Source organism: Pelovirga terrestris, from assembly GCF_014773365.1.
GTDB lineage: Bacteria > Desulfobacterota > Desulfuromonadia > Desulfuromonadales > Geopsychrobacteraceae > Pelovirga > Pelovirga terrestris.
The window spans coordinates 48,579-74,507 of sequence record NZ_JACWUN010000005.1 but is presented as its reverse complement, the minus strand read 5'-3'; the positions used below and the strand labels follow the sequence as shown (position 1 = coordinate 74,507).

General features: G+C 55.5%; 25 protein-coding genes. 22 read left to right on the top strand and 3 right to left on the bottom strand.

What is annotated here, in order from left to right:
• Nucleotides 1-72: 72 nt before the first annotated feature.
• The 9 genes from ffh to rsmI all read left to right on the top strand — a co-directional run bounded on the left by ffh (nt 73) and on the right by rsmI (nt 7,385).
• Nucleotides 73-1,425 (top strand): signal recognition particle protein, encoded by a 1,353-nt coding sequence (gene ffh, locus ICT70_RS05710; protein ID WP_191154439.1) that lies wholly within the window; start codon nt 73-75, stop codon nt 1,423-1,425.
• 52 nt (nt 1,426-1,477) lie between these two features.
• Complete coding sequence (gene rpsP / locus ICT70_RS05705; protein WP_191154438.1) at nt 1,478-1,753, top strand: 30S ribosomal protein S16; 276 nt, start codon at nt 1,478-1,480, stop codon at nt 1,751-1,753.
• A 31-nt stretch (nt 1,754-1,784) separates the two neighbouring features.
• Nucleotides 1,785-2,336 (top strand): ribosome maturation factor RimM, encoded by a 552-nt coding sequence (rimM, locus tag ICT70_RS05700; protein ID WP_191154437.1) that lies wholly within the window; start codon nt 1,785-1,787, stop codon nt 2,334-2,336.
• On the top strand, nt 2,333-3,073 hold the full coding sequence (gene trmD / locus ICT70_RS05695; RefSeq protein ID WP_191154436.1) for a tRNA (guanosine(37)-N1)-methyltransferase TrmD: 741 nt from the start codon (nt 2,333-2,335) through the stop codon (nt 3,071-3,073). The genes rimM and trmD overlap by 4 nt, the downstream gene beginning before the upstream one ends.
• A 56-nt stretch (nt 3,074-3,129) precedes the next feature.
• Entirely contained in the window at nt 3,130-3,477 is a 348-nt protein-coding gene (gene rplS / locus ICT70_RS05690; protein WP_191154435.1) for a 50S ribosomal protein L19, read from the top strand.
• Between the two features lie 71 nt (nt 3,478-3,548).
• Complete coding sequence (locus ICT70_RS05685) at nt 3,549-4,187, top strand: ribonuclease HII (RefSeq protein ID WP_191154434.1); 639 nt, start codon at nt 3,549-3,551, stop codon at nt 4,185-4,187.
• The gene (locus ICT70_RS05680) at nt 4,184-4,555 is read left to right on the top strand and encodes a YraN family protein (protein WP_191154433.1); all 372 of its coding nucleotides are present in this window, start codon (nt 4,184-4,186) and stop codon (nt 4,553-4,555) included. The genes ICT70_RS05685 and ICT70_RS05680 overlap by 4 nt, the downstream gene beginning before the upstream one ends.
• 29 nt (nt 4,556-4,584) lie before the next feature.
• The gene (locus ICT70_RS05675; protein ID WP_191154432.1) at nt 4,585-6,552 is read left to right on the top strand and encodes an NAD(+) synthase; all 1,968 of its coding nucleotides are present in this window, start codon (nt 4,585-4,587) and stop codon (nt 6,550-6,552) included.
• Nucleotides 6,549-7,385 carry a 16S rRNA (cytidine(1402)-2'-O)-methyltransferase gene (gene rsmI, locus ICT70_RS05670; protein ID WP_191154431.1) on the top strand — a complete coding sequence of 279 codons (837 nt, stop codon included), beginning with the start codon at nt 6,549-6,551 and terminating at the stop codon, nt 7,383-7,385. Before ICT70_RS05675 ends, rsmI begins: the two co-directional genes overlap by 4 nt.
• A gap of 43 nt (nt 7,386-7,428) precedes the next feature.
• On the opposite strand, the gene ICT70_RS05665 is transcribed toward rsmI, so the two are convergent.
• Genes ICT70_RS05665 through ligA form a run of 3 tightly spaced genes read right to left on the bottom strand, consistent with a single transcriptional unit; the run spans nt 7,429 to nt 10,765 of the window.
• Nucleotides 7,429-8,427 carry a 4Fe-4S binding protein gene (locus ICT70_RS05665; RefSeq protein WP_191154430.1) on the bottom strand — a complete coding sequence of 333 codons (999 nt, stop codon included), beginning with the start codon at nt 8,425-8,427 and terminating at the stop codon, nt 7,429-7,431.
• Between the two features lie 35 nt (nt 8,428-8,462).
• Complete coding sequence (locus ICT70_RS05660) at nt 8,463-8,741, bottom strand: acylphosphatase (protein WP_191154429.1); 279 nt, start codon at nt 8,739-8,741, stop codon at nt 8,463-8,465.
• Complete coding sequence (ligA, locus tag ICT70_RS05655) at nt 8,738-10,765, bottom strand: NAD-dependent DNA ligase LigA (protein WP_191154428.1); 2,028 nt, start codon at nt 10,763-10,765, stop codon at nt 8,738-8,740. The genes ICT70_RS05660 and ligA overlap by 4 nt, the downstream gene beginning before the upstream one ends.
• 137 nt (nt 10,766-10,902) lie before the next feature.
• On the opposite strand from ligA, the gene ICT70_RS05650 reads away from it, so the two are divergent.
• From ICT70_RS05650 to ICT70_RS05590, 13 genes are all read left to right on the top strand, one after another.
• Nucleotides 10,903-12,165: an HlyC/CorC family transporter gene (locus ICT70_RS05650; protein WP_191154427.1), complete on the top strand. Its 1,263-nt coding sequence runs from the start codon at nt 10,903-10,905 to the stop codon at nt 12,163-12,165.
• Between the two features lie 195 nt (nt 12,166-12,360).
• Nucleotides 12,361-12,804: a division/cell wall cluster transcriptional repressor MraZ gene (locus ICT70_RS05645; protein WP_191154426.1), complete on the top strand. Its 444-nt coding sequence runs from the start codon at nt 12,361-12,363 to the stop codon at nt 12,802-12,804.
• Complete coding sequence (gene rsmH, locus ICT70_RS05640; protein WP_191154425.1) at nt 12,804-13,748, top strand: 16S rRNA (cytosine(1402)-N(4))-methyltransferase RsmH; 945 nt, start codon at nt 12,804-12,806, stop codon at nt 13,746-13,748. Before ICT70_RS05645 ends, rsmH begins: the two co-directional genes overlap by 1 nt.
• An 11-nt stretch (nt 13,749-13,759) precedes the next feature.
• The gene (ftsL, locus tag ICT70_RS05635; RefSeq protein ID WP_191154424.1) at nt 13,760-14,077 is read left to right on the top strand and encodes a cell division protein FtsL; all 318 of its coding nucleotides are present in this window, start codon (nt 13,760-13,762) and stop codon (nt 14,075-14,077) included.
• Nucleotides 14,078-14,085: 8 nt separating this feature from the next.
• Nucleotides 14,086-16,035: a penicillin-binding protein gene (locus ICT70_RS05630; RefSeq protein ID WP_191154423.1), complete on the top strand. Its 1,950-nt coding sequence runs from the start codon at nt 14,086-14,088 to the stop codon at nt 16,033-16,035.
• Between the two features lie 25 nt (nt 16,036-16,060).
• Entirely contained in the window at nt 16,061-17,596 is a 1,536-nt protein-coding gene (locus ICT70_RS05625) for a UDP-N-acetylmuramoyl-L-alanyl-D-glutamate--2,6-diaminopimelate ligase (RefSeq protein WP_191154422.1), read from the top strand.
• A complete protein-coding gene (locus ICT70_RS05620) occupies nt 17,589-18,977 on the top strand; it encodes a UDP-N-acetylmuramoyl-tripeptide--D-alanyl-D-alanine ligase (RefSeq protein ID WP_191154421.1) in 1,389 nt (462 codons plus the stop codon). Before ICT70_RS05625 ends, ICT70_RS05620 begins: the two co-directional genes overlap by 8 nt.
• A gap of 3 nt (nt 18,978-18,980) precedes the next feature.
• The gene (mraY, locus tag ICT70_RS05615; RefSeq protein ID WP_191154420.1) at nt 18,981-20,057 is read left to right on the top strand and encodes a phospho-N-acetylmuramoyl-pentapeptide-transferase; all 1,077 of its coding nucleotides are present in this window, start codon (nt 18,981-18,983) and stop codon (nt 20,055-20,057) included.
• Nucleotides 20,054-21,418 carry a UDP-N-acetylmuramoyl-L-alanine--D-glutamate ligase gene (murD, locus tag ICT70_RS05610; protein ID WP_191154419.1) on the top strand — a complete coding sequence of 455 codons (1,365 nt, stop codon included), beginning with the start codon at nt 20,054-20,056 and terminating at the stop codon, nt 21,416-21,418. The genes mraY and murD overlap by 4 nt, the downstream gene beginning before the upstream one ends.
• Nucleotides 21,415-22,518 (top strand): putative lipid II flippase FtsW, encoded by a 1,104-nt coding sequence (gene ftsW, locus ICT70_RS05605; protein ID WP_191154418.1) that lies wholly within the window; start codon nt 21,415-21,417, stop codon nt 22,516-22,518. Before murD ends, ftsW begins: the two co-directional genes overlap by 4 nt.
• Nucleotides 22,515-23,609, top strand: coding sequence for an undecaprenyldiphospho-muramoylpentapeptide beta-N-acetylglucosaminyltransferase (murG, locus tag ICT70_RS05600; RefSeq protein WP_191154417.1), 1,095 nt, complete (start codon nt 22,515-22,517; stop codon nt 23,607-23,609). The genes ftsW and murG overlap by 4 nt, the downstream gene beginning before the upstream one ends.
• Nucleotides 23,609-24,991: a UDP-N-acetylmuramate--L-alanine ligase gene (gene murC, locus ICT70_RS05595; protein WP_191154416.1), complete on the top strand. Its 1,383-nt coding sequence runs from the start codon at nt 23,609-23,611 to the stop codon at nt 24,989-24,991. The genes murG and murC overlap by 1 nt, the downstream gene beginning before the upstream one ends.
• Entirely contained in the window at nt 24,991-25,926 is a 936-nt protein-coding gene (locus ICT70_RS05590) for a D-alanine--D-alanine ligase (RefSeq protein WP_191154625.1), read from the top strand. The genes murC and ICT70_RS05590 overlap by 1 nt, the downstream gene beginning before the upstream one ends.
• The last annotated feature ends 3 nt before the right edge of the window (nt 25,927-25,929 follow it).

The following is a 25,929-nucleotide window of genomic DNA, read 5'->3' as shown; positions in this document are numbered from 1 at the left end:
AGAGTTTTGTCTTGACAAGTGGGTGGGATAAATTTTACTTTAACTCTTTTGTGAGTTGAAACGATAGGCTATATGTTTGATAATCTCTCTGACAAGCTTGATGCGGTTTTTAAAAAACTGCGTGGCCACGGGCGGTTAACTGAAAAGCAGATCAAGGAAACCATGCGGGAAATTCGCCTGGTTTTACTTGAGGCTGATGTTAATTTCCGGGTTGTCAGGGATTTCGTTGCGACGGTTAGTGACCGCGCAGTTGGGCAGGATGTCCTCAAAAGTCTGACCCCGGCGCAACAGGTGATAAAAATTGTGCGGGAAGAGCTGGCGCGCCTGATGGGCGACGGGGAAGATAACTCCCTGAAATTGGCCGCCAAGCCCCCCGTTTCATTGATGCTCTGTGGTTTGCAGGGGGCTGGTAAAACCACCAGTTGTGGCAAGCTGGCCCTCAAGCTGCGGCGCGATAAGCGCAATCCGTTGCTGGTGCCGGCTGACGTTTACCGCCCGGCAGCAATTGAGCAGTTGAAAACCCTGGGACGACAGTTGGGGATCGAGGTTTTTGACTCGACGATCAACGACAAGCCGGTTGATATCTGTAGCCGTGCCCGCCGTTACGCAGAGCTTAACGGCTTTGACACGATTATTTTCGACACCGCCGGTCGCCTGCACATCGATACCGAGTTGATGGGTGAGCTCAAAGGGATTGTCCAGGCGGTTGCGCCGCAGGAAATCCTGTTTGTCGCTGACGCCATGACCGGTCAGGATGCGGTCACGGTGGCGGCGAGCTTTAATGAGCAGTTGCCGCTGACAGGGGTTATCCTTACCAAGATGGATGGCGATGCCCGCGGTGGTGCGGCTCTGTCCATCAGGGCGGTCACCGGCAAGCCGGTCAAGCTGGTCGGGATGGGAGAAAAGCTCGACGCCCTTGAGGTTTTTCATGCCGACCGTATGGCCCAGCGCATCCTCGGCATGGGGGATGTCTTAAGCCTGATCGAAAAAGCCCAGGCAGCTGTCGAGGCGGATGACGCCGCGGCGATGGAAGCCAGGTTGCGCAAAGATGGTTTCACCCTTGAGACCTTCCTTGAGCAGATGCAGATGGTCAAAAAAATGGGGTCGATGGACTCCCTGCTGAAGATGATTCCCGGCGCCGGTAAAATGATGAAGCAGGCTCCGGGGATGCAGTTGCCGGAAAAGGAAATCCAGAAGATCGAGGCAATTATCCGCTCGATGACGGCCCGCGAACGGATGGATCATCGGATTTTGAATGGTTCACGCCGACTGCGCATCGCTAAGGGTAGTGGCACCCGGGTGCAGGATGTCAATCAGTTGTTAAAGCGTTTTGTTGAAGCACAGAAGATGATGAAAAAGATGCAGAAAATGGGTCCCAAGGGGCTCAAGGGAATGCTTGGTCGTGGCGGCCAGCTTCCATTTTAAATAGTTTATCTACCGCCAATAATTCATGTGAAACCCCAGGAGGACAGACAGCATGGCAGTAAAAATCAGGCTCGCCCGCGGTGGCGCCAAGAAAAAACCAGTTTATCGGGTTGTTGTAGCCGATGAGCGTTTCCCACGGGACGGCCGGTTTATTGAAGCATTAGGGCAGTATAACCCGCGCCTGGAGAATTCTCTGGTTGACTTCAAGGATGATCGTGCCCTTGAGTGGTTGCAAAAGGGTGCTCAGCCGACCGATACAGTGCGCAGGTTGTTGCGTCTTTCCGGGGTCTGGGCTAAGTTCAAGGGTCAGTCAGCGGCGCAAGCCTGATCACGTCTGCCGATACTGATGGTGGAGTGGCATGCTGACTGGTTCAGGACATCAACAGGGTGATTACGCGGCTCTGATCCATGTTGCCGACGTTGTCGGCACTCATGGCCTGCGTGGTGACCTCAAAGTGCGCTGCCACTCAGGTGATCCGGATGTGCTGTTGGCGCTAGCCGAGATTGCGCTGGAAACACCCGGTCATGGTCTTGTTGTTGCTCAGGTTATTCGTCAGACCCCGCACAAGGGGGTCGTGTTGTTGCGGTTGAAGGGCTATGAAGCTATTGCCCTGGCCGAGCCGTTGGTCGGTAGCAAGGTAAAGATTCCGGAGTCAGCTCTGCCGGAGCTGGACGAGGATGAATATTACTGGGATGAACTGGTGGGGTTGCAAGTCATTGACCGGCACTATGGTGACCTTGGACGCCTCGTCAGAATGTTTACCACCGCTGCTCATGACACCTATGTGGTTGAGGGTGGGTACGGCGAAGTCCTGATCCCGGCAGTAAAAGAATTTATTGTGGAGATAGACCTTAAGCAGAACAGTATCGAGGTCGACCTGCCCGCCGGGCTGGTGCCGGAACCAGAATGATTTTTCATGTTGTTACCCTGTTTCCGGAAATGCTCGAGGCGCCCCTGCGTGAGAGCATCCTTGGTCGTGCTATCAAACAGGGATTGATTGAGGTTGAAACCCACAACCTGCGCCACTGGGCCGAAGGCAAGCATCTTTCCTGCGATGATGCTCCCTATGGCGGTGGCGACGGGATGGTGCTTAAACCCGAGCCCCTGTGTCGCGCGGTGACAGCACTCAAGCAGCGTACCCCTGCCGCTCGGGTGCTGCTAATGTCTCCCCAGGGAGTCCCTTTTGATCAGCACCATGCTCAGCGCCTGGCGACTGCAGAGGGGCTCATCTTTCTGTGTGGACGTTATGCCGGGTTCGATGAACGGGTTCGTACTACGCTGGTGGATGAAGAATTTTCCATTGGTGACTTTGTGTTGACCGGTGGTGAATTGCCGGCGCTGGTGATGATAGATGCCATCGCCCGACATCTGCCTGGGGTTCTGGGCTCGGCGGACAGCGTCACAAGCGATTCTTTCTCCGATGGCCTGCTGGAATATCCCCAGTATACCAGACCACCGATATTTAACGGTGTTGCTGTGCCGGAGGTATTGCTTTCAGGTGATCACGGTCGGATCGACGCCTGGCGTCGCGAACAGCAGTTGTTGCGCACCTTGCAGCGCCGCCCCGATTTGCTGGAAAAGGCCGACCTTAGTGGTGATGATCGCCGTATTCTCGAGGAGCTGCGTGGCGTCACTGACGGGTCTTAATAAACAAATACGGTCGAAAGACAAGGATAGAATCATTTTTTTCAGGAGGATAAGGCATGAACATCATCGATAGATTAGAGCAAGAACAACTCCGTAAGGACGTCCCCCATTTTAAGGCAGGTGATACCCTCAAGGTTCACGTTAAAATCACTGAGGGGGACAAACAGCGGATTCAGGTTTTTGAGGGTATCTGCATCAAGCGGGTCAACAGCGGTCTTGGTTCGTCCTATACCGTGCGTAAGATCTCGGGCACGGTCGGCGTTGAAAGAATCTTCCCGCTCCATTCACCGAGTATTGAAAGAGTCGATCTGGTGCGGGTTGGCAAGGTTCGTCGCGCCAAATTGTACTATCTGCGCAACCTGCGCGGTAAGGCTGCCCGGATTGCGGAAAAGCGCACCGCTTAATCCCTCCTCAACCGAACGAGAAGCCCTCAGTATTCAAAGCTGGGGGCTTTTTTAATGAAGGTGGCGACAGCATGACACCTTTACCTTTGTTCGACGCCCCACCGCCCACGTTTCTGGAATTCGAGGAGCAGGCGCGGCAACGCGGTTTTCAATCCGTAGCCGGGATTGATGAAGCCGGGCGTGGACCTCTGGCCGGTCCGGTGGTTGCAGCCGCAGTCATTCTGCCTGAATATTTTTCCCTGCCCGGTTTGACCGATTCCAAAAAACTCAGTGAACGCCGGCGCCAGATCCTTTATCCGGAAATCTGCCAACAGGCACGAGCCGTCGGTATTGGTGTCGCATCAACCCGGGAAATTGATCGTCTGAACATTCTCCAGGCGACATTGCTGGCCATGACTCGTGCGATTGGCCGCCTGGCTCAGGATCCTGATCACTTGTTGATTGATGGCATTACTGCCGTTCCCTTGAACCTTTCACAACAATGTATCAAACAAGGAGACAGTCGCTCCCTTTCTATTGCCGCGGCCTCAGTCGTTGCCAAGGTGATTCGTGACCGGATCATGCTCAGATACCATCGCCAGTTGCCTGCTTACGGTTTTGCTACCCATAAGGGTTACGGAACGCTGCAACACCGGGCCGCTATTGCTGAGATCGGACCGTCCGCTCTTCATCGTAAAACCTTCGCTGGCGTCAAGGAACACCTCAGGTGACTGAGAACCGCCTCGCTCTGGGAGCCTATGGTGAAGAGATGGCCGCTGCCTATTTGCGTGAACAGGGCTATACTTTGCTGGAGCGAAATTTTCGCTGTCCTCTGGGGGAAATTGATATCATTGCAAAGAAACATCACGACCTGATTTTTGTCGAGGTGAAAACCCGGCGCAGTACCCTGTTTGGATTGCCGCAGGATGCGGTTGGAGCACATAAACAACGTCAGTTGATTCGCAGTGCCCAGTGGTACCTTAAGCGGCCGGGGGGTTCACGCCATCATCCGCGCTTTGATGTGATTGCGATTCTGGTGCGTCCAGGGCAGATGCCGGAAATTAATCATATCCAGAATGCCTTTACCCTCGCCGGCTGATGATTTTATTCGCTAAGGAGATGTCGTCAATGACCAACAAAGCAACCGCTACGGCAATTGATCCCATCCCGTATGGCCTCGTTCGCGTTGCTGCGGCAACGCCGCAACTCCATCTGGCTGATCCTGATGCAAACCTTGGTGAAATCTGCAACCTGGCCCAACGGGCTGCTGAACAATCTTGTTCTCTGGTGGTTTTTCCTGAGCTTTGCCTGACCGGTTACAGTTGTGGGGATCTGTTTTTTCAGGAGCTGTTACAACGGCGGGTAGTTGAGGTGCTATTTGCCCTGGGAAAATGGACGACAACCACCGATATCGCCATTGTGGTCGGATTGCCCCTGGCGGTTGCGGGGCGATTGTTTAATTGTGCTGCGCTGATCAGCGCCGGCATCGTTCATGGTCTGGTGCCCAAGACCCATTTGCCTAATACCGGTGAGTTTTACGAGCAACGCTGGTTCTCTTCGGCGCGCGATGCCAATTGGTCAACCGTCACCCTGCGGGGTGTTGATATCCCCTTTGGTACTGATCTGCTGTTTGCTGCGGCGGATGATCCGCAGATGATGATCGGTATCGAGCTGTGCGAAGATCTGTGGGCGGTACAGCCTCCCAGCGGCTCTCAGGCCCTGGCCGGGGCCAGTTTGCTGTTGAACCTCTCAGCGAGCCCAGAAATTCTTGGTAAATTTGAGTATCGCCGTAACCTGGTGGCCTCACAGTCGGCGCGGTGTCTGGCCGCCTATGTCTACGCCGGTTCCGGACCGGGGGAGTCAAGCACCGATCTGGTTTTCCCCGGACACTCCCTGATCGCTGAAAATGGCCAGATATTTGCCGAAACCGAGCGCTTTTCCTTTGAAAGTCAGCTGGCGGTTGCCGATCTTGATGTTGCCCGACTGCAAAGTGAGCGTCAGCGCAATCGTCCCTTTGCTGAAAGTGCTCCTGAAGGTCCCTCCCGGGTGATATCCGTTCCCTTGCATCGACATCCCATCTCCGGGCTGTTACGACCATTGGCACGAACGCCCTTCGTTCCGCCCGACCTTGCCGAGCGCAGGGAACGTTGTCACGAAATTTTTCAGATCCAGACCGGCGGGTTGGTCAGGCGCCTGCGTCATACCGGATCCAGAGCCGTTGTCATCGGCATATCCGGCGGCCTTGATTCCACCCTGGCGCTGTTGGTGACGGTCAAAACCTTTGACCTCGCCGGGTTACCGCGGACCGGGATTGTCGCCGTCACCATGCCCGGCTTTGGCACCACCAGCCGGACCCGATCAAATGCGCAACGGCTTGCCGAAGAGTTGGGCGTGACGCTACGGGTGATCCCCATTGATGCCGCCGTTGAGCAGCATTTTCGTGATATCGGTCATGATCCCAAGGTTCACGACGTGACCTACGAAAACAGTCAGGCGCGCGAGCGTACCCAGATTCTGATGGATATTGCCAACCAGGTTTCCGGCCTGGTCATCGGCACCGGCGATCTGTCGGAATTGGCTCTGGGGTGGTGTACCTACAATGGTGATCATATGTCCATGTACGCGGTCAACGGCGGGGTGCCGAAAACCCTGGTACGTTATCTGGTGCAATGGTGCGCCGATGAGGAGTTCAGTGGTGAGACGTCGACCGTGTTGGGTGATGTTTGCGCTACCCCCATTTCCCCCGAGTTGTTGCCCCCGAGCGCTGATGGTGAAATTGAGCAGTTGACGGAGCAGGTGATTGGCCCCTACCTGGTGCACGATTTTTTTCTTTACCAGGTGGTCAGGATGCACTTTTCGCCGCAGAAGGTGCTGATGTTGGCCGAGCAGGCTTTCGTTGAAGAATATTCGCGTTCCCAATTGATCGACTGGTTAAAACAGTTTTATCGGCGCTTTTTTAGTCAGCAGTTCAAACGTTCCTGTCTGCCCGATGGTCCCAAGGTCGGTACTGTTGCCCTGTCACCGCGCGGGGACTGGCGCATGCCGAGCGATGCAGCGGCAGCTTTGTGGCTTGCTCAACTGGAGCAGCTACAGTGACAGGTATCCTCTATGTCGTGGCTACACCGATCGGCAATCTTGAGGACATGACCTATCGGGCGGTGCGGGTTCTGGGTGAAGTCGCCCTGATTGCTGCTGAGGATACCCGCCACAGTCGCAAATTGCTGAACCACTACGGAATCAGCACGCGGCTGATTTCATATCATGATCACAATGAAAAAGGGCGTTCCGAGCAACTTCTGGTGCGTCTGCAAGGTGGCGAGAACATTGCTCTGATCAGCGATGCTGGAACCCCCTGCATTGCCGATCCCGGTTATCAATTGGTACAGCGCTGTCATCATGAGGACGTTCCGGTCGTTGCCATACCCGGCCCCTCTGCGGTCATCGCCGGCTTGTCGATTGCCGGATTGCCGACGGAAGGATTTCGTTTTCTCGGATTTCTGCCGGCCAAAACCCAGGCCAGACGCACTATGTTGCAACGCTGTCGTGATGAAACGGCAACCCAGGTCATGTATGAAGCACCCCACCGTTTGCTGGCAACCCTGGCTGATATTGTTGACATCTGTGGCAGTGACTGTCGGGTTGCTATTGCCCGTGAATTGACCAAGCGCCATGAAGAACTGTTTGCCGGCATGGCAGCAGAAGCACTGAGCAGTTTTTCCGAACGGGACAGCATCAAGGGCGAGTTGGTTATCATGCTGGGGCCAGCTCCCCCGCTGGCACCGGCGATGACGATAAGCGAGCAGTTACTCCACCTGCGCCAGACCACCAGGTTAAGCTGGAAAGAAATCGTCAAGCAGGTTGCGCGCGATCAGGGAGTCGCCGGCAGCGAGGTGTATCGGGAGTCGCTGGCGTTGCGGAAGAAGGACTGATGGCTATGTTGACTGTGCGAAATCTTCCCGATGAAGTATATCGTCAGATTTTGTTAATCAGCGGTATCAGTAGCTGATAATCCCCATAGGTCAGAGAGGTCTGCCAGTTCCCGGAGATCATGCCGAAAGTGACTCCTCCGGCATAGATCCCCATGGCGAGTAACGGGAACACCCATAGTGGCAGGGGCTTCTTCAGTCGTGGCAGCGACATGGCCAGGGCGTTTGTCGGACAGCTTTCGACGCAGCTGACACAACCGATACATTCCGGACTGTGGATGGTTTTTTTTTGGTGTACCGGTAAGGATGAGGGGCAATGCCGGGCGCATTTAGCGCAATTGTTACATTGAGCCTCATCCCGCCTGATTTTCATCGGACTGACTATGCTGAGTAGCCCGAGAAGGGCACCGTAAGGACAGAGATAGCGGCACCAGAAATTTTTATAAAGCAGTGACAAAGCGCACAGAACGAGGATAACAGCTGCAGCAGTGATGGACATCTGTTTGAAAAAATAAAGCATCTTGATATCACTGGTGGCCCAGTACGGGGCTCGCATAAAGCCGCTGATGGCCTGGGCCGGCATGTCGTAGAGGATGGTTTTGGCGAAAAAGAAAAATAACAGGTATTTGAGTCCGCGCAAAGGAATATCCAGCCAGCTTAAGAGCTGAAAATTCCGCCCCAAAAAGCGTTGTCCGGCTTTCCACAGGCCCTCCGACAGGGTGCCGACCGGACACAACCAGGAACAGAATGATTTTTTTGCCAACAGACTCATCGCCATGAAGGTAATAAAGAGAACCAGTGCCGCGGGATGAATCGTATCGATGATGCCGTTCATCACCCAATGTTTCAGGCTCATTAACGCCCCGATCGGCAGGAAACCCTCAACTCCCGGGGGGCGGGAGACAAAAGGAGTTGCCCCAGCTGTTTCAAAATGGCGGACAAATATCCCCAAGCGGATACCGAGGTACAATATCCAAAGGAAAAACCCCCACTGGATGATGTTTCGCCAGGTGTTAACTCGGCGCAGATTAAGCAGATGATTCATGGTGAATCCTTTCCTGCGAAAGCAAGCTCAGCGATTTATGCCCGAATCTCAAAGCTGTTGAATACCCCGCCAGAATCAAGCCATTCAATATGAACATGTTCAACCTGCGCCAGCTTCGGCCCCTGATGACACCAGTCGATGATCGCATTGACGATCTTTTCATCCCCCTGAAAAACGGCTTCGACGCTACCGTCGGGGCAGTTGCGACACCAGCCGGTGACACCCAGTTCGGCAGCTTGTTCCCTGGTACTCTGACGAAACCAGACCCCCTGTACCCGTCCGCTGATCCGTACTTTTGCGCTGATGCTGGTCATGGGTTTTCTCCTGCTGCAATCAGCTCAAGAAACTCATCCTCGCTTAACACGGTAACACCTAAGCTCCTGGCCTTGTCCAGCTTGCTGCCGGCGCCGGGTCCGGCCACGACGTAGTCGGTCTTGCTGCTGACCGAGCCGCTGGCCCGCCCCCCCTGTTGCACCACCAGCTCTTCACCCTGTTTGCGGGTGAAGCGTTCCAGGCTGCCGGTAAGGACGATGGTTTTTCCTTCCAGCCGCTTTCCGGTGGGTTGCCGGTCCTCGGCGGGTGGAGCGATACCCAGCTCAGTTAAATCGGAGAGTAACGCACGGTTTTTGTTGGCGGCAAAAAAATTGACAATGCTGCCGGCAACCTGGGGGCCGATTTCATGGATAGCGATCAGGGTGTCGTAGGAAGCACCGGCGAGCCGGTCAAGGTTGCCGAATTGTTGCGCCAGCAGACGTGCCGTGTGACTGCCGACATGGCGGATCCCCAGGGCGTAGATCAGGTTGGCCAGAGGGCGGTTTTTGCTGTTCTCAATCGCCGTCAGCAGATTGTCAGCGAGTTTGTCCCCCATCCGTTCAAACTGGAAGAGATCTTCTTTTTTCAAGCGGTACAGGTCGGCAATGGTGGTAACCAGTTGCAGGCGCAACAACTGGTCGATATAACGATCCCCCATTCCCTGAATATCCATGCCGCCCCGCGAGCAGAAGTGTTTGAGGGATTCCTTCAGTCGCGCCGGACAATCGATGCCCTGACAGCGTGGTACCACCTCATCATCTTCCTGAACCAGGGGGGAGTTGCAGACCGGGCAGTGGGATGGTCGTGGTATGACCTGCTCAGCACCTGTGCGTTTTTCTTTGATCACCCGTACGACCGCCGGAATAACGTCCCCGGCTCGTTCAACAATAACCGTGTCGCCAATATGGGCATCAAGACGCTCAATTTCGTCCCAGTTGTGCAGGCTGGCGCTGGCAACCTTCACCCCGCCGACATTGACCGGAGTGAGGCCGGCAACCGGGGTGACCGCACCGGTACGACCTACCTGCAGACGCACAGATTCAAGGACGGTCTCGGCCTGCCGTGGGGGGAATTTGCAGGCGATGGCCCAGCGTGGGGTACGGCTTTTCACGCCAAGCTCCTCCTGCAGATCACGGTGGTTGACCTTGACCACCATGCCGTCAATTTCGTACTCAAGTTCCTCGCGGCGTTCAAGCAGCTGCTGGTAGCGCTGGATTACCGCGTGGATGTTTGTAACGCAGCGGGTTTCGGCAAGGTTGACCTGCAGCCCCCAGCGGCTTAGATCGTCAAGCAGTTGCTGATGGGTTTGGGGTGCCTGGCTGGTCAAGGTGCCGATGCCATAACAGCTGATTTGTAGCGGTCGTGCTGCCGTCAGGCGCGGGTCGAGCTGGCGCAGGCTGCCGGCGGCCAGATTGCGGGGATTGGCAAAAGGCGTTTCTCCTGCGTCGCGGCGCAACTGATTGAGCTGGCGAAAATCTGCAAGGTCGATATAGATTTCACCTCGCACCTCAACCCGATCAGGAAAATCGTTCTGCAATTGTAACGGAACGCTTCTGATGGTGCGGACATTCTGCGTGATGTCTTCACCGGTCGTGCCGTCGCCCCGGGTTGCGGCGCGGATCAATGTGCCGTTGTCGTAGGTCAGGGCCACAGCCACCCCATCCAGTTTGGGCTCGCACAGATACTCGATGTCTGCCGAGGTGGCTAAAAAGCGTTTGATCCGCTCATCAAAAGCGATCAGATCGTCATGGTTAAAGGCATTTTCCAGTGATAACATGGGTTCGCTGTGAATGGCGGGAACAAATTTTTCCAAGGGGGCGCTACCGACCCGTTGAGATGGTGATGTCGGGGCAATAAGTTCCGGGTATTGTCGTTCCAGTTGCAGCAGCCGTTGCATCAGCTGGTCGTATTCGGCATCACTTATTTCCGGCGCATCCAGGGTGTGGTAACGGTAATTGTGAAAGTGCAGCTGTTCACACAGGTGCCTATGATGTTCACGAATCTGGTCAGTAAGGGTGGAGGTCATGATTTTATCCTTGTAAATAGTCCCCGGATGTTGTTATTTCATCCATATCATGCGGATTCAACACAACTAATGCAAGAACTTCTCCTGTTCTAAGGAGCTGGGTAACGGTGCAATGCAAAGACTGAGGATACCTTTCAATGGATGAAACAACCTGGCGCATTCTGGCGCTGTTTTTTCTGTTGCTGCTGTCCGGCTTTTTTTCCGGTTCCGAAACCGCTTTTACCTCCCTCGATCGCTTACGGCTACGGTTGTTGCAGCAAAAGCAGCATCCGGGTGCAGATAAGCTGGCTGGACTCGTCGATAACCCTGATCGTACCTTAAGTGGTGTGTTGATTGGCAATAATCTGGTTAACATTGCCACGTCGGTTATTGCTGCCGGATTGTTTGTCAGTCTTTTCGGTGAGCAGGGGGAGTGGTTGACTGTCCTGATTCTGACCCCAATTTTGCTGATTTTTTCCGAGGTCTGCCCTAAAACGTTGGCGGCCCAGTATCCGGAACGATTTTCCTTTATCGTGTTGCGACCGATGCGGGGGTTTCTGTTTGTTATGGCTCCGGTTATTCGGGTGGTCGCAGGTACTTCAAGGCTGTTGACCGGTTTTTTGCGCAAGCACCAGGCCGAAGGGCTACAGGTTTCAGAGGATGGCATCAAGGCCTTGATTGAGGCGGGTGAAGAGTCGGGTGTGGTTGCCGCTGAGCAGCGGCGGATGCTGCACGGAGTTTTCGAACTGACCGAAACCCGGGTGCGCGATGTCATGATTCCGCGCACAGAAGTTGTTGGGATCGATGCAACGGCATCGTTTGAAGAGGTCCTGGAGGTGGTACGGCAGGCCCGGCATTCCCGTTTCCCTGTGTATCACGAAAATCTCGACAATATTGTCGGGGTGCTGCATTCGAAAAATGTTCTGGCCTATAGTCAGAATCCAGCTGATTTTTCCTTCGAGAGTGCCTGTCGCAAGCCCTACTATGTCCCGGAGTCAAAACGCATTGGCGTGCTGTTGCAGAATTTTCTGAAAATGCGCGAACATCTGGCCATCGTTGTTGACGAATATGGCGGCATGGAGGGGATCGTCACCCTTGAGGATGTGGTGGAAGAGGTCATTGGCGACATCAATGATGAATACGACATTGCCGAAGTTGAATTCAGAGAATTGGCCCCGGGCCATTACCTGATTGATGCCGCCATGCCTTTGCGTGAAGTCAATAAACGTCTGGGTCTGGAACTTCCCGAGGAGCAGGTCACTACCCTGGCTGGTCATATTTTTCAACTCAGTGGCAGCATTCCCAGCGAAGGTGACACCTTTGATGAGGGAGGGATCCGCTTTCGCGTCAGGCGGATGGAAGAAAGAAGAATAGAAGAAATTGAAATTTTTCTTGTGTCGCCATTAGAGAAGCCTTCATGACAACCAATAGTCCATAGAAATTAGCTAGTTCCCTCCTGCTTCCGGGCTTTTGCCCGCCGGTTGTCCCAAGTCCTTGTCTTAGCAATACTTTTCTTTTTTTCTCAGACCCCCTGCAGACAGATTTTCCCTTGACACTTCATGAGCCCACCGCTATATTTTCTAAACTTGGTGTCAAATAGTGTCAAGAGGTGTCATGTGAGGTTTTCCGGCGAGTTCAATGTCAGTATCGATCTCAAAGGGCGGGTCAGTATTCCGGCCCCGTTCAGGGATGAACTGCGTCAGGATTATGATAGTGACGGCCTGGTAGTGACCCGTTACAAAAATGGGCTGGTCGCCTATCCGCACAAACGGTGGGATGATATCTGTGCCAAGGTTCTTGCCATGCAGCCTGGCCCACTGCGGGAGGCGAATCTGCGTAACCGGATTGCTCCGGCACGTGAATGTCAGTTTAATGCCCAGGGGCGCATTCAAATTCCCCAATCCTTGCGCGAGCATGCCGGCCTCGACAAAGAAGCGGTGGTTATCGGCATGTTTGAAAAAATTGAGATCTGGAGTCAGCAGGCTCATGCTCTGATTGCTGCCGAGTCGGAAGCATTACTTAACGACGATGCGCAAGGGCAGGCGGATCTGGGCTTTTGATGGTTGTCGAGTCTTATTCACACCTGCCGGTACTGCCTGAAGAGGTGATCCATTGGCTTGATCCTCAACCGGGGGGGGTGTTCCTCGACGGCACCCTCGGGGGTGCCGGGCACGCCCGATTAATTCTTGACCGGGCGCCGGGCAGTCGCCTGATCGGGGTTGATCGCGATCCTGCCGCGCTGGCTCATGCTGCGCAGGTCCTGGCTCCTTACGGTGACCGCGTCAGTCTTCATCATGCTGAGTTTGATCAGGCGGCGGCGCTGCTGGCGCCACTCGGAATTACTGGTCTTGATGGCATGCTCCTCGACCTCGGGGTATCGTCCCATCAACTCGATACCCCGGAGCGGGGTTTTTCGTTCCGGCACGAGGCCCCATTGGATATGCGCATGAATCCTCAGGTCGGGATGACCGCTGCTGAGGTTGTCAATCAGTTAGAAGAGGGACCGTTACGTCAATTGTTCTTTGACCTTGGTGAAGAGCGTTACAGCCGGCGGATTGCCGCCAGGATTGTTGCCCAGCGCCGGCAGGCGCCGATTACCACTACCACCCAGTTGGCAGATCTGGTGCGTGACGTCGTTCCTGGGGGCCACCGTCCCGATCGTATCCATCCAGCGACCAGGGTGTTCCAGGCCTTACGGATCTACGTGAATGATGAACTTGGTCAGGTCAAGCGTGGGGTAGTTGCCGCTATCGACCTGCTCAAGCCCGGGGGGCGACTGGTAGTGATCAGCTTTCATTCGCTGGAAGATCGGATTGTCAAGCAGCTATTTCGGGCGCGGGCACAAGGCTGTATCTGCCCACCGCGATTGCCGGTGTGTCAGTGCCGGCATCAGCCCGAGGTGGAGTTGTTGACGCGCAAGGGCATCAAAGCAGCAGCTATTGAGATTGAAAAAAATCAGCGCTCGCGCAGCGCCATTTTGCGTGCGGTTAAACGTTGCCGTTAAAGAGGTTAGCCATGTCACAGACAATTTCTCAGACCCGTGTCAGAATCAGTGGTTTTGCTCTGACTCGTCCGCGTTTAAGCCCCATGCTGGTGGTGATTGTCCTGATGTCGCTCCTGTCTCTGCTGTTTGTCTGGTCGCGGATCCATGCCATTAGTCTGGAATATGAGATTTCCCGGCTTGAGCGGGATCTGCGGGCACAAAATCAGCAGGTCAGGGAGCTTTCTCTTGAAGTGGCTTTTCTCTCGCGTGACGAACGCATTGAAACCCTGGCAAGAAATGAACTGGGCTTGCGCGATCCGGCGCCAGGCCAAATCGTGCGAGTGGAGTAAGAGGGACAATGGCACCTGAAGCAGGACAAATACGCATCCGGATTTTTGGAGTGCTGTTCATTCTGGCTTTTTGTGTTGTTGCTGTGCGCGCATATCAATTACAGGTGGTTGAAGCCCCTGAGTTGCAGGCTCGAGCTGACCAGCAACGTCATCATGTTATCAAGCTTGCCCCACGTCGGGGCACCATTGTCGATCGTAACGGCAGTCCTCTGGCCGTCAGCCTTGAGGTGGATTCCCTCTATGCTGATCCGGTACTGATTCAGGATCCGGCTGCTACGGCAAAAAAACTCGCGCCTCTGTTGAAAACCCCCCAATCTGAATTAATCAGAAGTCTCTCCGCCGAGGGGCGGCGGTTTGTCTGGCTGCAGCGAATGATGGACCCGGAGGTTGCCGATGCTGTGCGCCAGCTCAGAATTCCCGGTCTGGCATTTGTCAGCGAACGCAAGCGCTATTACCCCCAATCGGCAATTGGAGCCCATGTGGTGGGCTTTACCGGTCTTGATCCCCGTGGACTGGAGGGGATTGAGCTGGAATACGATCGTTTGCTGCAGGGAGAACCGGAACTGCTGGTATCGACCAAGGATGCTCGTGGTCGTGGCCTGGCGAGCGCTGAAGCGCCGATCCAGGGGGGCGCAAGCGGGCACAATCTGCAACTGACCCTCGACCGCTCATTGCAATATATCGCGGAAAAAGAGCTGGCGCGGGTAGTGCGTGAGAGTGAAGCGATTGGCGGTACTCTGGTGATGCTTGAACCCGCCAGTGGAAGGATTCTGGCGTTGGCCAGCTGGCCCGACTTCAATCCCAATCTGGCGGGTCGCTATAAGGCCGATGAGCGTCGCAACCGCGCCATCTGTGATGTCTACGAACCCGGTTCAACCTTCAAGCCTTTTTTGCTGGCCGGGGTGCTTGAAGAGGGGCTGATGACCCCTGAGCAGACGGTTTATTGTGAACAGGGGCGTTATTCGGTGGGTGGCAGCGTGGTCCGTGACCATCGAAAATTTGGTGATCTGACCCTGCTGGAAATGTTGAAATTCAGTAGTAACATCGGTTTTGTCAAGCTCGGTAAAAAGCTCGAGCGCGATCGTTATTATCGTTATCTGCAATCATTTGGGTTTGGTTCCAAAACCGGTGTTGATTTCCCCGGTGAGGTCGCTGGGCTGATTCGTCCATCGTCGCGCTGGTTTGAGATTGATCTTGCCGCTATCTCCTTTGGCCAGGGGATCAGCGTCACTCCCCTCCAGATGGCCGCGGCGATAGCCGTAATTGCCAATGGCGGGCTGTTAATGGAGCCTTATCTGGTAGAAACAGTCAGAGATGCCGATCATCAGGTGGTACGACGGCGGCTGCCGGAAGTGCGTCATCGGGTGATTTCTGAAAAGACCGCGGCGCAGGTGCGCCAGATGATGGTTGCGGTTACCGAAGAGGGAGGGACTGGTGTCAGGGGCGCGGTTCCAGGTTTTCAGGTCGCAGGTAAAACCGGCACGGCACAGAAAGTTGATACAGTTACCGGAGGCTATTCTATCGATAAACGGATTGCTTCCTTTATCGGTTTTGTCCCGGCAGAGAACCCGGCCCTGGTCATTGCCGTAACCGTCGATGAACCCCAGGGAACGGTCTATGGTGGCCAGGTTGCCGCCCCGGTTTTTTCCCGGGTGGCGGCGCAGGCGCTAAATCACTTGAATATTTTGCCGGACAGTCAGGTCACAACCTTACCCGTGGTTTCTGCAGCAACTGAGCCGTTGCCTGATTTGGCCGCGCTGTTGCCGGTCAGGACTCCGGCTGATGGTCTGGTTATGCCGGACTTTCGTGGTATGAGCTATCGTCAGGTATTGCAGGCGATGGAACGGCAGGGGTTGAACCTGAAGTTGACCGGTAGTGGGCGGGCGGTTGAGCAATACCCCCATGCGGGCGAGTCGATCCCTTACGGCAAGGAAGCATGGGTGCGTTTTGGGGCCTGATAATGAATCTGCGGAGGTTACGTTGATGCAGTTGCGTGAATTGCTGAATGCCATCAGTCCGGTTGCCGTTGAAGGTTCAACGGCGGTGGATATTTGCGCGCTGGAGTGTGATTCCCGCCAGGTGAAACCCGGTGCCCTCTTTTTTGCCCTGCCGGGCAGCAAAACCGACGGACGCAAGTATATTTCCCAGGCGCTTGCAGCGGGCGCTATTGGGGTTGTTGCTGATTCTTTTGCCGGGCCGGAGCAGGCCGAAGGTTGTTGTTTTATCCAGGTTGCCAACGTTCGTCGTGCCATGGCCCAGGCTGCAGCGCATTACTATGGCAACCCCGGCAAAGGGATCCCGGTGATCGGTGTGACCGGAACCAATGGCAAGACGACCATTACCTATCTGATCGAAGCGATCCTCAAGAGCGCCGGTTATACCCCGGCAGTTTTCGGAACGGTTGATTATCGATTGGCTGACACCCTGCGTTTTGAAGCTACCCATACCACGCCGGAATCGTTGGATTTGATGCGGATGCTGGCTGAGTTTCGACGCCACGGCGCCAATGCCCTGGTCATGGAGGTCTCATCCCATGCTCTGGAACAGCACCGCGCAGATGGACTCGATTTTGACATCGCGGTCTTTACCAATCTGACCCAGGATCATCTCGACTACCATGCCGGGCTGGAACCCTATTTTGCCAGCAAGCGCCGACTGTTTACCGAACTGCTTGGTAACGGGGTCGCCTTGATCAATGCTGATGATCCTTATGGCCGGCGCCTGCTGACCGATATCCCGGCGGCACGGACCTTTGGCCGGCGATCATCCTGCACCCTCTATCCGCGCCAGGTGACTATCGGGCGCGAGGGCATCCATGGGGTTTTTAGCGGCAGTCACGGTGAAGTGCAGATCGACAGCCCGATGATCGGTGAATTTAATCTGAGCAATCTGCTAGCGGCGGTAGCCGTTGCCCAGCAATTGAACATCAGTAATGAACAGATTGCCGCCGGGATTCGTGTCGCACCTCAGGTGCCGGGACGACTCGAGCGTGTTGATAACGACGGCGAGGTGCTGGCACTGGTCGATTATGCCCATACCGGTGATGCGCTGGAACAGGTGTTAAAAACCCTTTTTAATCTGGAACATCAGCGCCTGTATACCGTTGTCGGTTGTGGCGGTGACCGGGATCCGGGCAAGCGTCCGTTGATGGCTGCAGCAGCGGTTAACTATTCAGATCTGGCTATTTTTACCTCTGACAATCCACGCACCGAAGATCCCCTCGCGATTCTGGACCAGATTCGGAGCGGAGCTCTGGCAGCGGGGGGCTGCGAACTTGATCCAGGCACGGTTGCTGGCGACAGCCGAGGCTTTGTCGTGATTCCTGATCGCCGTTCAGCCATCAACTACGCCGTCGACTTAGCCGGCAAGGGTGATTTGCTGCTGGTCGCCGGTAAGGGGCACGAGGATTATCAGATTCTTGGAACGACAAAGATTCATTTTGATGACCGTGAAGAGTTGCAGCGGGCGCTAGCTCAAGCCTGTGCGGCACCCATTCCTGGAGGCCGGGCCCATGTTTGATCTTGAACGGATCGCGCGCATTGTCGGTGGAGAATTTTGTGGTCGCAAGGTCAATTGCGAACTCACCGGGGTGTCTACCGATAGCCGCAATATGGTGCCGGGAGCTTTGTTTGTGCCGTTGCGCGGCGGGCGTTTTGATGGTCACGACTATCTCAGTCAGGCGGTTAAGAACGGTGCCGCTGCCTGCTTGAGTGAAGAGGTTGTGGAGGGGCTGAATGTGCCGGTGGTCAGGGTAGCCGATACCTTGCGCGCCCTGGGCGACATTGCCGCGGCCCATCGTTTCCAACTGCAGGGACCGCTGATTGCGATAACCGGTTCAGCCGGCAAAACCACGACCAAGGAAATGCTCGCCGGCATTCTGACGCAGGTTGCCCCCGGACTTAAAACCTACGGTAATTTCAACAACCTGATCGGATTACCGCTGACCCTGCTGCGGATTGAAAAATCTCATCAGTGGGCGGTCGTTGAGATGGGCACCAGCGCTTTGGGTGAAATTGAACGCCTGACCGAGATCGCTCAGCCGACCATCGGAGTGATCACCAACATCGGAGAAGCTCACCTTGAAACCCTGCATGGTCTTGATGGGGTTTCGCGGGCCAAAGGGGAGCTCTACGCCGGGCTCAAAGGTGGAACCGCAATTATTAATCTCGATGATGAACGGGTTGCACAGTTGCCCGTTGCTAATGGGGTAAAAAAGCGGACCTATGGCCTCAACGCTCGGGCCGATGTGCGTGGCGAACATAGAGTGGTTGAACCAGATGCCGTTTCTTTTGAGCTGTTGACCGCTGATCAGCGGCGCTCGATCCGGTTGCCGGTGCCGGGTGTTCATAACGTGCACAACGCCCTGGCCGCAGCCGCAGCCGCTCTTGAGCTTGATGTTTCCTTAGAGCACGTTGTGCGCGGATTGGAAGAATTTGTTCCGGTTCAGGGACGGATGAACCTCTTCCCTCTGGCAAGCGGCGGTATGCTGCTCGATGACAGTTATAACTCAAATCCGTTGTCAGCCCGTTCTGCTCTCGATGCCCTGAAGGCACTCAAGGGTCAGGGCAGGAAGGTCGCCATCCTCGGGGACATGCTTGAACTGGGAGAGGACGCACAGTTGTTGCATCAGGCTTTGGGGGAGCGAGTAGCGCAGGTGGCCGATGTGCTGATCACGGTGGGCCGGCATGGCGAACAATTGGAGATGGGAGCCCTTAAAGCAGGGATGCGCAAGGAACAGATCTACAAGGTTGACCATGTGGCCGAAGCGATTGAGATGGTAAAGAGCTGTCACCGTACCGGCGACCGCTTGCTGGTCAAGGGATCACGTGGCGTACAACTCGATCGTCTGGTGCAGGAACTCAAGGCGGCGGGGCCGGATGCCGCGCAAAGGAAGGGTTGACCGATGCTGTATCACTTGCTCTATCCATTGCATACCGATTTTTCTGCCCTCTATGTGTTTCGTTACATCACCTTTAGAACCATTTACGCCACCATTACGGCGCTCATGATCTCGTTTATGCTCGGTCCCTGGTTGATCGCCACCCTGCAGCGCATGCAGGTTGGCCAGACTATCCGCAAGGTCGGGCCGGAGTCGCACTTTGTCAAGGAAGGCACCCCTACCATGGGGGGAGCCCTGATCCTGATTGCCATTATCCTGCCGACGCTGCTGTGGGCCGATCTGACGAACCTGTATATCTGGGTCTGCCTGCTGGTGACCAGTGGGTACGGCGCTATCGGTTTTGTTGATGACTATCTTAAGGTGGTCCGTAAAAACAGCGACGGTATCTCGGCCCGGCAAAAGATGTTCTGGCAACTGGTGATTGCTGCCGTTGCGGCGTTGCTGCTTTATTTCAGTGGCCTGGTGGAAACCCATTTGAGCGTGCCATTTTTCAAAAACATCAGCCCCGATCTGGGGATCTTTTACATCCCCTTTGCCATGCTGGTGATGGTTGGAGCAAGTAACGCGGTGAATTTGACTGACGGTCTTGACGGTCTGGCCATCGGTCCGATGATTATTGCATCCAGCACCTTTCTGTTGTTGGCGTATGTGGCCGGCAACGTCAACCTGGCCGGTTATCTGCAGATCACCAGCGTACCGGGAGCCGGGGAATTGTCGATTCTGTGTGGGGCTATGGTCGGGGCAGGACTGGGGTTCCTGTGGTTCAATACCTATCCGGCCCAGGTGTTTATGGGGGATGTCGGCAGCCTGTCGTTGGGAGGTGCCCTGGGAACCATCGCCGTCATTACCAAAAATGAATTTGCCCTGGTGATTGTCGGCGGAATTTTTGTCATTGAAGCCCTATCGGTTATCGTTCAGGTCATCTCTTTCCGCTACTGGGGGCGGCGGGTGTTCCGGATGGCACCGATCCATCACCATTTTGAACTGAAGGGCTGGCCGGAACCCAAGATCATTGTGCGGTTCTGGATTATCAGCATCATTCTGGCATTGATTGCTTTATCGACATTGAAATTACGATGAAAAAAAACGACCAGCACCAGCGAGTGATTGTCATGGGCGCCGGCCAGAGTGGTCAGGCGCTGGTGCGTTTTTTTGTCGCTCGCGACGCCACTGTTGTACTCTCTGATCAGCGCTCACTGGAGCAGCTGGGTGGCTTGCCCGCATTGGCAGGATTGCCGGTTCATTACGATCTGGGGGGACATGACCCGGCCCTGTTTGCCGACGCCGATCTGATCGCTGTCAGTCCCGGGGTGCCCTTGACCAATGAAGCATTGCAGCATGCCATCCACTGTGGAGTGCCGGTTTGGGGGGAAATCGAGATTGCCGCCCGTGAGATTAATGCCCCGATCATTGCAGTAACCGGGACCAATGGCAAATCGACCACCACCAGTCTGATCGGTGAGGTGATGCAGGCCTGGGGAAAAGACGTCTTTGTCGGTGGCAATCTGGGGACGCCATTTGTCAGTGCCGCGCTGCACCCGTATCAGCTGGCTGTCGTTGAGCTTTCCTCCTTTCAGCTTGAGGCGATCGATACCTTCCATCCACAGATAGCGTTACTGTTGAATCTGAGCGCCGATCATCTTGACCGTTACCCTGATCTGCCCAGCTATTTTGCTGCCAAACGCAACATTTTCAAGAACATGAAAACAACTGATCTGGCGGTGCTCAATGCCGATGATCCGGCAGTCGCCGAGCTGTGTAGTGATATCCAGGCCACCAAAGTGTGGTTCTCCGCCGCCGGCAAGCAGGTTGCCGGACTGACCCGGCAGGGGCATCAGCTGCAATGGAGCTGGCAGGGGGCACAGGAAGTTTTTGCTCTGTCGGCGCTGCGCCTGTCCGGTGAGCACAATGTCGAAAATGCCATGGCCGCCCTGACTGCTGCGCTGCTGCATGGTTGCCCCGGTGATTTGGCCTGGAGGACAATCTGTGACTTTGGCGGATTGCCCCACCGCATGCAGCTGGTGCGTACCCTGGCCGGAGTGAAATGGTATAACGATTCCAAGGGTACCAATGTCGGCAGTGTGATGAAGAGCCTGGCTGGACTTGATCGTCCGGTGACCCTGATTGCCGGCGGCAAGGACAAAGGCGGAGACTACGCACCGCTGCGCCCGCTGCTTGCGGAAAAAGTCAGGCATCTGATTCTGATCGGTGAAGCGCGCCGAAAGATGAATACCGAGCTGGCCGGTTGCTGTGACATCCACTGCGTCGACAGTATGGCCGAGGCGGTTGCTACGGCACAGCGATTGACCCCGGAGGGGGGAGCCGTGTTGTTATCGCCGGCCTGTTCAAGTTTTGATATGTTTGCCGGCTACGAACAGCGTGGCACCGTTTTCACCGAACTGGTACAGGCCCTTTCCAGCCCTGGGGAGGTCAGCCGATGAACCTGCACCGCAACATTGATACCAGTATGCTGTTGATGACGGTGGCATTGACCTGTATCGGCGTCGTCATGGTTTATTCATCGTCGGCCATAATGGCGGCGGAGCGCTTTGGCGATGGTTTCTATTTTCTCAAACGCCAGGCGGTCTATACCCTGGTCGGGTTTCTGGTGTTGTGTCTGGCCACTTATTTCAACTATGAAAACTGGCGCAAGCTGGCAGTTATCAGTCTGTTGGTCAGTATTGGACTGCTCGCCCTGTTGCTGGTTCCCGGCATCGGCGTCAAAGTCGGTGGCGCGGTGCGGTGGATCCGTTTGCCGGGGGTGACCCTGCAGCCGGCAGAGCTGGTCAAGATGACGTTGGTGCTGTATCTCGCTCACTCCCTGACCCGCAAAAAAGAGAAAGTCAGATCCCTGACCAAGGGATACCTGCCCTACATGATTGTGCTCGGGGTGCTGCTGATTCTATTGCTCAAGCAGCCAGATCTGGGTAGCTCAATGATTGTTGCCGGAGTGGCTCTGGTCATGCTCATCGTTGCCGGGGTGCGCTGGTTGTACATTCTACCGACAATCCTCATGTCGTTGCCGGTGCTCTACTACCTGTTGATGAATTCCGATTATCGCCGCCGGCGGATCATGGCATTTCTCGATCCCTGGACCGATCCTTACGATAGTGGCTTCCAGATTATCCAGAGTCTGGTTGCTTTTGGTAAAGGCGGGATAACCGGTGAAGGTCTCGGGGTTGGGCAGCAGAAGCTCTTTTATCTGCCCGAAGCTCATACCGATTTTATCTTTTCGGTGATTGGTGAAGAGCTGGGGATGATCGGGGTGCTGGTGGTTGCCGCCCTGTTTTTGCTGCTGGTGCTCTGTGGCATCCGCATTGCGCTGCAATGCCAGGAGCCGTTTGGCAGAAATCTGGCCTTTGGATTGAGTCTGCTGATTGGTTTCGGCGCTTTTGTCAACATGGCCGTCTGTATGGGGTTATTGCCGACCAAAGGCTTGACCTTGCCGTTTATTTCCTATGGCGGCACCAGCCTGGTCACCAATCTGTTGGCGGTGGGGATTCTGTTGAATATTTCGAGCCACCAGCGGAGGCCGTCATGAGAATGTTGTTGGCCGGTGGCGGCACCGGCGGACATCTATTCCCGGCGGTGGCCTTAGGACAACTGCTGCTCAAGGAAGTGGCGGGGGCTCAGATCCTGTTTGTTGGTACCAAGCGTGGGATTGAATACCGTCTTCTGCCCCAGCTGCAGTTGCCGTTGGAGTTGGTTGACATGGTCGGGGTGGTCGGGCGCGGCTGGCGTGGCAAGCTGGAATTGCTACCTAAATTGACCCGCAGCCTGATTCAGGCTCAGGGTATCCTGCGCAGATTCAAGCCGGATCTGGTCGTTGGTTTTGGTGGTTATGCGTCAGTGCCGGTATTGCTGGCGGCAAAGATTCTCCATATTCCCTATGTGATTCATGAGCAGAATGCTGTTCCCGGGGTGAGCAACAAGCTGCTCGCCAAAGGGGCTGCGCGGATCTGCGTTTCCTATCCCGATACCCTGACGTGTTTTCCCCGCAGCAGAACCATCCTGACCGGCAACCCGTTGCGCCAGGGTTTTGATCAGATGCCGGAGGAGTTGCCGGTACCGGGGCAGGTGTTGGTCTTTGGTGGCAGCCGCGGCGCCCGAGCCATCAATGAGGCCCTGATGGCCTGCCTGCCGGAACTGCTGCGCTGGAAGCAGCCACCGCAAATCCTCCACCAGACCGGTGAGGATGATTTTGCTATGGTCCAGTCAGCCTATGCGGCGGCCGGTTATCCCGCTGCAACCGTGGTTCCTTTTATCGATGATATGGCCGAGGCCTATAGCCATTCGGCGTTGGTGATCTGTCGGGCCGGTGCCACCACCCTGGCTGAATTGACGGTATGTGGACGTCCGGCGATTCTGATTCCCTTTCCTCACGCGACGGGCGATCACCAGAACGCCAATGCCAGAGCCCTGGAACAGGCCGGCGCCGCCGTGGTGCTGCAGCAGCGTGATCTGACGGCCCTGCGTTTGGCAACCGAATTGCGAATTCTGCTCGCTGACCGGGACGAGTTGCAGCTGATGGCAATGCGTGGACGTTCCCTGGCACGTCCTGATGCCGCCGCTAAAATTCTGGCGGAATGTCGCAATCTTATTCCCTTTTTATCACCGGCGGAGGCGCATTGATGTACGGACGGATCCGTAAAATACATTTTGTCGGTATTGGTGGTATCGGTATGAGCGGCATCGCCGAATTGTTGCTCAATCTGGGCTATCGGGTCTCCGGGTCAGACTTGCGCGATAGCGACACGACCCGTCGGTTGGCGGGCCTGGGAGGTGACATCGTTATCGGTCATCGTGCCGAAAACCTGGTCGAGGTTGATGTAGTGGTGACCTCAACCGCAGTGAAGGCTGACAACCCGGAAGTCATCGAAGCTCACCGGCGCCACATCGCAGTCATTCCGCGGGCGGAAATGCTGGCAGAGTTGATGCGCATGAAGTACGGCATTGCCATCGCCGGTACCCATGGGAAAACAACGACCACCAGCATGACCTCGGTGGTGCTGCATCATGCCGGCATCGACCCAACTGCGGTCATTGGTGGCAAGCTTGATGCCTTCGGCTCTAACGCGAAGCTGGGGCGTGGCAAGTTTCTGGTTGCTGAGGCTGATGAGTCGGATGGTTCCTTTATGCTGCTGACTCCTACCATCGCCGTGGTCACCAACATCGATCTGGACCATCTTGATTACTATTCCGGCATTGACGAAATCAAACAGATATTCGTTGATTTTATCAATAAAGTGCCCTTTTACGGCCGTGCCATCCTCTGTCTGGAGGACCGTAATATCCAGGCCATTTTACCTGAAGTCAAGAAGCGCTATTCAACCTACGGATTCAACAGCCAGGCCGATTTTTACGCACAGGACATCAAGCATCGCCAGGGGCGGACGAGTTTCACCGCCTTCTACCAGGGGCAGGAGCTCGGCCAGATCTCTTTTGCCATGCCGGGACGGCACAATGTGCTAAATGCTCTGGCGGTGGTTGCCGTGGCTCACGAACTGGAGATTCCGTTCAGTGCCGTAGCTGGTGGGTTTCGTCATTTTGGGGGATTGCAGCGGCGCTTTGAGGTGCGGCACCAGATCGGCGATATCATGATCATTGATGATTACGGCCATCATCCTGAAGAGATCAAGGCAACCCTGTCCGCGGCCAAAAATGGCTGGGGAAAGCGCGTGATTGCGGTGTTTCAGCCTCATCGCTATAGCCGCACCGAAGCGCTGTTTGCCGATTTTCTGACGGCTTTTTATGACGCCGATATGTTGATCGTGACCGACGTTTATGCGGCGGGTGAGCCGCCCCGCGCCGGTGCTTGCAGTCAGGCGCTGGTAGCCGGAATAGTTGAACATGGGCACAAGGCCGTCGAATACTGTGAAACCCTTGAAGCGGCAGCTGATCAGGTTGCTAATCTGGTGCAGCCCGGCGATATGGTGATTACCCTGGGTGCCGGCAACGTTAACCTGATCTGCGATCTGCTGGCCAACCGAATTCGTTCTTCCGGGGCCGAATGATGAAGAGCTGGACGCGTGAACAGTTGCTGAAAAAGAAGATCGGGGTGCTGGCCGGCGGCTGGTCGGCTGAACGTGAGGTTTCCCTGCGTACCGGACAGGCGGCCTTGAAGGCCCTGGTCGCGCGGGGCTACCATGCCGTACCGATTGATCCGGATCTGCGGTTGCCCCAGCAACTGCAGGATGCAGAAATCGACGTTGCTTTTATTGCTCTGCACGGTCAGGGCGGAGAGGACGGTACGGTGCAGGGGCTGCTGGAAGTCATGCGTATTCCCTACAGCGGTAGTGGGGTGTTGTCTTCAAGTGTTGCCATGGACAAGATCATCACCAAGCAATTGCTGGCTTATCATGGCTTGCCGACTCCCGCGTTTGATTATGTCAAGTCGGGAGAAACTCCTCGGGATCTGGCCCGTCGCTGTCAGCGGCTGCCGCTGGTGGTAAAGCCCTCTCAGGAGGGATCAACGGTCGGAATCTGTATTGCGCGAACCCGGGAAGAACTGGAGGCTGGTCTGGAAATAGCCGCCAGGCTCAATGGCACACTGATGGTGGAGGATTTTGTCGATGGTGACGAGCTGACCGTGTCGGTGGTGAACGATCAGGTGCTGCCGATCATCCAGATTGTTCCGCAGGGCGGTTTTTACGACTACCAGGCCAAATATGCCAGCACGACAACCCGCTATCTGGTGCCGGCACCCGTAGCTCCTGACATCGCTGTTCAGATTCAGGATGCCGCGCTGCGCGCCTGCAGGGCGCTGGGCTGCCGCGGTGCCGCGCGGGTTGATTTTATGATGGCGAATAACAGCTTTTATTGCATCGAAGTTAATACCATTCCGGGGATGACCGCGACCAGCCTGTTGCCTAAGGCTGCTGCCGCTGCCGGCATCGGGTTTGAGGATCTGGTTGAAATGATTCTGTTTGATGCTGATCTGATGAAGTAGAGC

Excerpts from the sequence above, each read along its gene's own strand:
- ffh (WP_191154439.1), top strand. The coding sequence starts at position 73 with ATGTTTGATAATCTCTCTGACAAGCTTGATGCGGTTTTTAAAAAACTG.
- rpsP (WP_191154438.1), top strand. The coding sequence starts at position 1,478 with ATGGCAGTAAAAATCAGGCTCGCCCGCGGTGGCGCCAAGAAAAAACCA.
- rimM (WP_191154437.1), top strand. The coding sequence starts at position 1,785 with ATGCTGACTGGTTCAGGACATCAACAGGGTGATTACGCGGCTCTGATC.
- trmD (WP_191154436.1), top strand. The coding sequence starts at position 2,333 with ATGATTTTTCATGTTGTTACCCTGTTTCCGGAAATGCTCGAGGCGCCC.
- rplS (WP_191154435.1), top strand. The coding sequence starts at position 3,130 with ATGAACATCATCGATAGATTAGAGCAAGAACAACTCCGTAAGGACGTC.
- ICT70_RS05685 (WP_191154434.1), top strand. The coding sequence starts at position 3,549 with ATGACACCTTTACCTTTGTTCGACGCCCCACCGCCCACGTTTCTGGAA.
- ICT70_RS05675 (WP_191154432.1), top strand. The coding sequence starts at position 4,585 with ATGACCAACAAAGCAACCGCTACGGCAATTGATCCCATCCCGTATGGC.
- ICT70_RS05665 (WP_191154430.1), bottom strand. The coding sequence starts at position 8,427 with ATGAATCATCTGCTTAATCTGCGCCGAGTTAACACCTGGCGAAACATC.
- ICT70_RS05660 (WP_191154429.1), bottom strand. The coding sequence starts at position 8,741 with ATGACCAGCATCAGCGCAAAAGTACGGATCAGCGGACGGGTACAGGGG.
- ligA (WP_191154428.1), bottom strand. The coding sequence starts at position 10,765 with ATGACCTCCACCCTTACTGACCAGATTCGTGAACATCATAGGCACCTG.
- ICT70_RS05650 (WP_191154427.1), top strand. The coding sequence starts at position 10,903 with ATGGATGAAACAACCTGGCGCATTCTGGCGCTGTTTTTTCTGTTGCTG.
- rsmH (WP_191154425.1), top strand. The coding sequence starts at position 12,804 with ATGGTTGTCGAGTCTTATTCACACCTGCCGGTACTGCCTGAAGAGGTG.
- ftsL (WP_191154424.1), top strand. The coding sequence starts at position 13,760 with ATGTCACAGACAATTTCTCAGACCCGTGTCAGAATCAGTGGTTTTGCT.
- ICT70_RS05630 (WP_191154423.1), top strand. The coding sequence starts at position 14,086 with ATGGCACCTGAAGCAGGACAAATACGCATCCGGATTTTTGGAGTGCTG.
- ICT70_RS05625 (WP_191154422.1), top strand. The coding sequence starts at position 16,061 with ATGCAGTTGCGTGAATTGCTGAATGCCATCAGTCCGGTTGCCGTTGAA.
- ICT70_RS05620 (WP_191154421.1), top strand. The coding sequence starts at position 17,589 with ATGTTTGATCTTGAACGGATCGCGCGCATTGTCGGTGGAGAATTTTGT.
- mraY (WP_191154420.1), top strand. The coding sequence starts at position 18,981 with ATGCTGTATCACTTGCTCTATCCATTGCATACCGATTTTTCTGCCCTC.
- murD (WP_191154419.1), top strand. The coding sequence starts at position 20,054 with ATGAAAAAAAACGACCAGCACCAGCGAGTGATTGTCATGGGCGCCGGC.
- ftsW (WP_191154418.1), top strand. The coding sequence starts at position 21,415 with ATGAACCTGCACCGCAACATTGATACCAGTATGCTGTTGATGACGGTG.
- murG (WP_191154417.1), top strand. The coding sequence starts at position 22,515 with ATGAGAATGTTGTTGGCCGGTGGCGGCACCGGCGGACATCTATTCCCG.
- murC (WP_191154416.1), top strand. The coding sequence starts at position 23,609 with ATGTACGGACGGATCCGTAAAATACATTTTGTCGGTATTGGTGGTATC.
- ICT70_RS05590 (WP_191154625.1), top strand. The coding sequence starts at position 24,991 with ATGAAGAGCTGGACGCGTGAACAGTTGCTGAAAAAGAAGATCGGGGTG.